We start from the raw sequence: 6435 nt of genomic DNA, 5'->3' as shown, positions 1-6435 counted from the left end.
TCATGGAACAATAGGGTATAAAACACCTATTGCTTACGAAAAAGAATACTACAAACAGAAGAAAGCTAGTTAACTAGAAAATCTCCGTTTGTAGTGTCTAATTTCTTGACATAGTATCAGTACAGGATTTATAACAAAAATTGTTAATGCCTTTACTTCTCATGAAGGTAGTTTAATTGCAGATCCAAATTGTTTTAGAACGATTTATGTTGCATCAGATATATGGGCTGGTTTTGGATGGGGATCCATTATTTATTTGGCAGCAATGATGGGTATTAATCAAGAACTTTATGAAGCGGCCAGTATAGATGGGGCAGGTAAATTTAGGCAGATGTGGCATGTTACATTACCTGGGATTACACCTACAATTATTATTATGTTTATTTTGGCAGTAGGAAATTTAATGGGAGTAGGATGGGAGAAGGCATTTTTATTACAAACCCCATTAACTTACGAAACATCAGACATTATATCTACTTTTGTATATAGAAAAGGTTTTCAAGATATGGACTATGGCTATAGTACAGCAGTGGGGTTATTTAATTCGATTATTAACTGTATGCTTATTATTATTGCTAATGCAATAAGTCGTAAGTTTAGTGAAACGAGTTTATGGTAAGAAGGAGGACGTTTATGCATAGTTCATTTTCACGCAAACCACTTTTTGAGCAAGTATTTAATATATTCAATATTATTCTTATGTTCATTTTAGCTGTGATTACGCTTTATCCCATGTTATATGTATTATTTGCTTCCTTATCAGATCCAGTAGAATTGCAGAAAGTAACAGGACTTTTATTTAGACCTGCAGGTTTTAGTTGGGGAGGGTATGAAGCTGTATTAAAGAGTGAGAATATTTGGCTTGGCTATCGTAATACGATTTTTTATGTTATTGTAGGTACATTTATTAATATGAGTGTAACTATTTTAGGCTCTTTTGCTTTATCTAGGAAAAATTTTTTGTTAAAAAAACCTTTAATGATCATGATTATGATTACAATGTTTTTTGGTGGTGGTATGATCCCTACTTTTTTAGTTATACGTAATTTAGGAATGTTGAATACAGTATGGGCTATTATTATTCCAGGTGCAATCAGTACATATAATATGATTGTTCTGCGTACTGCCTTTGAAAGTATTCCAGAAAGTTTAATAGAGTCTGCGATAATGGATGGTGCTAATGATTGGATAGTATTAACACGTATTGTTTTACCGCTTTCAAAAGCAGCGTTGGCAACTATTGCATTATTTTATGCCGTAGGAAGATGGGGAGAATGGTATAGTGCATTAGTCTATTTGCAACAACGTAGAGACTTATATCCGCTTCAGATGTTTTTAAGAGAGCTTCTTGTTCAGCCAGTGACATCTGATCAAGCCTATGCATCAGCCATGACCGCGAGTTCGGCGCAGTCGATAATGATGAAGGAAGTTATAAAGTATGCGACTATTATTGTATCTACGCTTCCTATATTGGTACTTTATCCATTCTTACAGAAATATTTTGTTAATGGTGTTATGATTGGAGCAATAAAAGGTTAATAGCCCTTGAGTAGATATATTTCAAGAAGTGATAATCATTATCAAAATTGTTGACAGATCACTGTAAATAAGCTATTATATCTTTAAATGATAATAATTATCAAAAAATGAGAGGTGGAAATATGTCTGAGGAATTACTTGTAACCCATTGTGCACCAACTCTAGCAGGGATGAAAACAGGAAGTCTTTTTAATTGCAAGTGTGAATCTCTTTCTTGTATTAAAGGAGCTATTAAGGAGTGGAATAGTATTTTGAATTGCAAAGGGGTTTATATGTCCCTTTTGACAGTTATGAAAGATCGAGCATTAATTTATGTTTTTAGACCTGAAAAATTAGCAAAGGACATAGGCGTAGAAGAAGTTCAAAGTTTTTTAAAAGAACAAGGTTATAGGAATTGTTATCCGGATGCTTGTATTAAGAGGCTTAGTGAGAGGTTACGAAGATATGAAACCTTTCCACATGAGATTGGGATCTTTTTAGGTTATCCTATTGAAGATGTAAAAGGTTTCATTGAAAATAAAGGACAGAATTGTAAATGTATAGGATATTGGAAAGTTTATAATAATGAGAAAGAAGCTGAAAAGACTTTTCAAAAATACAAAAAATGTACAATGATATATCGTAAAAAATTAAAAGAAGGTCGTAGTATTGAAAAGCTTGTTGTGCAGCTCTAAGATGAGTAAAGACATAGATTTCAGAAGAAGATAAATCCTATTAAAAGCGCTTGATGGAGGAAAACTATACCTCTATCAAGTGCTTTTTGCATAAAGTGGTTAAGCGTTCTATACTTTATTAAAGAGAGAAACACATTGGAGGAGAAAGATGATCTATATATCAGATTTATTAGAAGAAAGTCAAATGATAGAAATACTGGAGCAATATGATGTAGGAATAGAAATCATACATTTTAGTATTTCAGATGTACTCGATAATGCCCAGACAGAACTTAAAAAATATGAAAAGCGTCTAGGAAGATTTCTAAAAGAGAGGGAACTCTCTCTGCATGGCCCTTTCTTTGACTTATCGCCAGCCAGTTTTGATTCACAAATTAAGAGGGTAACGATGGAGCGTTTTGAAACGGCCTATGAAATAGCCAAGCAGTTGGGGGCAAAGAGAATTGTGTACCATACAGGTTTTATTCCTATTACTTATTATATAGAGGGCTGGCTAGGTAATTCCATTGCATTTTGGAAAGCATTTATGAGCGATAAGGATGAAAGTATCAAAGTCCATCTTGAAAATGTTTATGAAGAAGCATACTGGCCTATGGCAAAAGTTATTGATGAAGTAGGGCATAAGGCCTTTACAGCATGTTTAGATGTAGGCCATGTGAATGCTTATTCTTCTAAGTCGATAGAGGAGTGGGTAAAGGGTTTAGGTAGCCGCATCGGGCATGTCCATATTCATAATAATGATGGAAATAAAGATTTGCATCATGCAGTGAATAAGGGGACTCTTAATATGCAAACCACTTTAGAGCATATTAGACAGGTAGCGCCAAAGTCTACAGGAACCTTAGAGATAGCAGATAAAAATCAGCTTATAGACTCCTTAAACTGGATGAAGGAAAGGCATAACTTTTAGTTTTGGCTAATAGGATAGAAAACAAAGGAGAAAAAAGGAGGTTCATATGGTAGATTGTTTTGAAAAGTATCATCCTGTGGTCAACTTCGTATACTTTTTTGCTGTCATTATTTTTGCAATGTTTTTCTTACATCCTGTTTACATGGCTTTATCACTAAGTGGGGCCTGCATTTACTCGATTATGCTAAATGGGAAAAAGGCGCTGAAGTTTAACCTGGTTTATATGCTACCGAGTATGTTAGTTCTAGCTTGCGTGAATCCCCTCTTTAATCATGAGGGTATGACCATTTTGTTTTATCTTAAAGACGGCAATCCTTTTACGCTAGAAAGCATCATCTATGGCATTGTATCGGCTACTATGATTATTAACGTCATTATTTGGTTTTCCTGTCATAACCAGATTATGTCTTCGGACAAAATCATGTACCTATTTGGTAAGGTCATTCCAGCTTCTTCGTTGATTTTTTCCATGGTTCTACGCTTTGTACCCTTGTATAAAGCAAGGATTAAAACGATTTCCAATGCGCAAAAGTGTATAGGGAATGATGTGTCCCAGGGGAATGTCCTAAGGCGTGCAAGAAATGGTCTTAAAATCCTATCCATTATGGTGACCTGGTCTTTAGAAAGCAGTATTGAAACAGCAGATAGTATGAAGGCAAGAGGATATGGGCTTAAAGGTCGTACAGCTTTTTCAATTTACAAGATGACTTTGAAGGATAAAGTGGTAATAGGTCTATTGGCTATCCTTATAGCGCTTGTCGCTATGGGTGCTTGTAGTGGACTGATCTATGTGAATTATTTTCCACGTATTCAGTTTACACCTGTTACAGTTTGGAGCAGCTTCGTTTTTATCAGTTATTTTTTGTTATGCTATATGCCTATTTTCCTAAATATTTATGATGAAATCATGTGGCGAATAAGTGGGCAAAATGTTTAGTAAGGAGGGGAGAGATGGCTTTATTCGAACTAAAGGATTTTAGTTTTAAATATCCATTTGGAGAAGATTATGCCTTAAAACGTATAAATCTAACGATAGAAAAGGGGGAATTTATAACCATTTGTGGGGATTCTGGAAGTGGTAAGACTACCTTGATGCGGCAACTTAAACCTGTTTTAGCACCTCATGGGGAGAAAGAGGGGGAACTTCTGTATGAGGAGCGGGATATAAATAGACTAGATTTAAGAGAGCAGGCTTCTAAAATAGGTTATGTCCTTCAAAATCCAGATAATCAAATTGTGACGGATAAAGTGTGGCATGAATTAGCTTTTGGCCTGGAGAGTTTGGGGTACGATGCGGCAGAAATTCGGTTAAAAGTGGGAGAGATGGCTAGTTTCTTTGGTATACAGCACTGGTTTCATAAGAAGGTGATAGAACTTTCAGGTGGGCAGAAGCAGCTTCTGAATTTAGCTTCTATTATGGCGATGCAGCCAGAAGTTATTATTCTGGATGAACCCACTTCACAACTTGACCCAGTAGGGGCTATAAACTTTTTAGATACCATTAAGAAAATTAATAGAGACTTAGGTATTACCATCTTAATAGCAGAGCACAGATTAGAAGAAATCTTGCCTATGAGTGATCGTGTATTCGTTATAGATGGCGGTAAGCTGTTGATAGATGCTACGCCAACGCAAGCTGGTAGGTTGTTAAAAGAGATGAATCATCCTATGTTTTATGCCATGCCATCGTCTATGCAAATTGTAAGTCATATGGTGCAAGATGAATATCCTCTTACCATTAGAGAGGGAAGACAGAGTATAGAGCGCTATTTTAAAAATAAAGAAATCAGGGTGCCAAGGCTTGAAAAAAGTCATAAGCCTGCATCTGATAAGAAAGCTATAGAATTTAAACATGTTTACTTTAAGTATGAAAAAGAAGGGCCAGATATTATTAGTGATCTTTCCTTCTCTGTAAACGAAGGAGAGTTTTATGGTCTACTAGGAGGCAATGGAACAGGTAAGACCACTACTTTAAATTTAGTAGGAGGTATGCTAAAACCTCATCATGGTAAGATCAATCTAGCTAAAAAACGTATTGTCACTTTACCTCAAAATCCACAGGCACTTTTTGTCAAGAAGACTGTATTAGAAGACCTTAGGGATATAGCAAAGGATAAAGATGCTATTGATAGGGTAACAAAGCTTACCCATATGGCGTATCTTTTAAAGGCACATCCTTATGATTTAAGCGGTGGTGAGCAGCAAAGGTTAGCTTTAGCCAAGATTCTTTTGTTAGAACCACAGATTTTACTTTTAGATGAGCCTACTAAAGGGATGGATGCTTATTTTAAAAGGCAACTCGCACAGATTTTAAGAGAACTTACAAGTAAAGGGGTCACTATTTTAATGGTATCCCATGACATTGAGTTCTGTGCCCAGTATGTAGATCGGTGCGGTATGTTCTTTAACGGCGATTTAATTAGCGAGGCGCCAAGTAATATCTTTTTTAGCAGAAATAGCTTTTATACCACAAGTAGTAATCGTATGTCTAGGTTTGTATTTGAAAATGGCGTAACAATAAAGGATGTTATCACATTATGGGAAAAGAACAAGGCGTAAAACGCTTATCTAAAAGAACGCTGGTTGAAGCTTTTTTTATTTTACTGATTATTCCCCTGACTATTTTTTGGGGACTTACAGTGCTAGATGACAGAAAGTATTACTTTATAAGCATGCTTATTATTTTTTATACGATGCTCCCTTTTTTTATGGTGTTTGAGGGGCGGAAACCTAAGGCAAGAGAGCTTATGGTTATTGCTGTTTTAGTTGCTATTGCAGTGGCAGGCAGATGGGCATTTTTTATGTTGCCTCAGTTTAAGCCTGTTGTAGCTATTGTGATTATTGCAGGCGTATGTCTTGGAGCAGAGTCAGGTTTTCTAGTAGGTGCTATGTCGGGATTTGTGTCTAACTTTTTATTTGGGCAGGGCCCTTGGACGCCATGGCAAATGTTTTCTTTTGGTATTATTGGTTTTTTAGCAGGGATTTTGTTTAAAAAAGGACTGCTTAAGAAGAACGGTTGGATTTATCTCTATCTATGTGTATTTGGTGGACTGTCAACCTTACTTATTTATGGACCTCTTATGAATACACAATCTATGCTTGCCGCAACAGGTCAGTTTACATTAGAACTTCTTATAATCTATTGTTTATCAGGGCTTCCTTTTGACCTTATTCATGCATTCGCTACAGTTTTTTTCTTGCTTATTTTGTCAAAGCCTATGATTGAGAAAATAGAACGTGTCAAAATCAAATATGGATTAATAGAATAATTTTTCAAATTAAGACATCATAAACTTGTCTACTTAATATACT

At 35.6% G+C, this 6435-nt stretch carries 7 protein-coding genes; all 7 read left to right on the top strand.

Annotated features, from left to right (window positions below; genetic code table 11):
• The first annotated feature begins 115 nt into the window (after nucleotides 1-115).
• The 7 genes from H8718_RS16850 to H8718_RS16820 all read left to right on the top strand — a co-directional run bounded on the left by H8718_RS16850 (nucleotide 116) and on the right by H8718_RS16820 (nucleotide 6392).
• Nucleotides 116-619 carry an ABC transporter permease subunit gene (locus H8718_RS16850; RefSeq protein ID WP_330597774.1) on the top strand — a complete coding sequence of 168 codons (504 nt, stop codon included), beginning with the start codon at nucleotides 116-118 and terminating at the stop codon, nucleotides 617-619.
• Nucleotides 620-633: 14 nt separating this feature from the next.
• Nucleotides 634-1539 carry a carbohydrate ABC transporter permease gene (locus tag H8718_RS16845; protein WP_177669097.1) on the top strand — a complete coding sequence of 302 codons (906 nt, stop codon included), beginning with the start codon at nucleotides 634-636 and terminating at the stop codon, nucleotides 1537-1539.
• A 122-nt stretch (nucleotides 1540-1661) separates the two neighbouring features.
• The gene (locus H8718_RS16840) at nucleotides 1662-2213 is read left to right on the top strand and encodes a DUF3793 family protein (RefSeq protein WP_177669099.1); all 552 of its coding nucleotides are present in this window, start codon (nucleotides 1662-1664) and stop codon (nucleotides 2211-2213) included.
• Nucleotides 2214-2361: 148 nt separating this feature from the next.
• Nucleotides 2362-3123 carry a sugar phosphate isomerase/epimerase family protein gene (locus tag H8718_RS16835; protein WP_249333982.1) on the top strand — a complete coding sequence of 254 codons (762 nt, stop codon included), beginning with the start codon at nucleotides 2362-2364 and terminating at the stop codon, nucleotides 3121-3123.
• Nucleotides 3124-3169: 46 nt separating this feature from the next.
• Nucleotides 3170-4060, top strand: a complete 891-nt coding sequence (locus tag H8718_RS16830; protein ID WP_249333980.1) for an energy-coupling factor transporter transmembrane component T — start codon at nucleotides 3170-3172, stop codon at nucleotides 4058-4060.
• A gap of 14 nt (nucleotides 4061-4074) precedes the next feature.
• Nucleotides 4075-5682 (top strand): ABC transporter ATP-binding protein, encoded by a 1608-nt coding sequence (locus H8718_RS16825; RefSeq protein ID WP_249333978.1) that lies wholly within the window; start codon nucleotides 4075-4077, stop codon nucleotides 5680-5682.
• Nucleotides 5661-6392, top strand: coding sequence for an ECF transporter S component (locus H8718_RS16820; RefSeq protein WP_249333976.1), 732 nt, complete (start codon nucleotides 5661-5663; stop codon nucleotides 6390-6392). Before H8718_RS16825 ends, H8718_RS16820 begins: the two co-directional genes overlap by 22 nt.
• Nucleotides 6393-6435: the final 43 nt, after the last annotated feature.

The organism is Zhenhengia yiwuensis, from assembly GCF_014384995.1.
Taxonomy (GTDB): Bacteria; Bacillota; Clostridia; order Lachnospirales; family Cellulosilyticaceae; genus Zhenhengia; species Zhenhengia yiwuensis.
Note: the sequence above shows the minus strand (reverse complement) of the source record. Positions and strands in the feature narration are given on the sequence as shown.

Coding starts and splice junctions, on each gene's coding strand:
- H8718_RS16830 (WP_249333980.1), top strand. CDS start 3,170: ATGGTAGATTGTTTTGAAAAGTATCATCCTGTGGTCAACTTCGTATAC.
- H8718_RS16820 (WP_249333976.1), top strand. CDS start 5,661: ATGGGAAAAGAACAAGGCGTAAAACGCTTATCTAAAAGAACGCTGGTT.
- H8718_RS16825 (WP_249333978.1), top strand. CDS start 4,075: ATGGCTTTATTCGAACTAAAGGATTTTAGTTTTAAATATCCATTTGGA.
- H8718_RS16835 (WP_249333982.1), top strand. CDS start 2,362: ATGATCTATATATCAGATTTATTAGAAGAAAGTCAAATGATAGAAATA.
- H8718_RS16840 (WP_177669099.1), top strand. CDS start 1,662: ATGTCTGAGGAATTACTTGTAACCCATTGTGCACCAACTCTAGCAGGG.
- H8718_RS16845 (WP_177669097.1), top strand. CDS start 634: ATGCATAGTTCATTTTCACGCAAACCACTTTTTGAGCAAGTATTTAAT.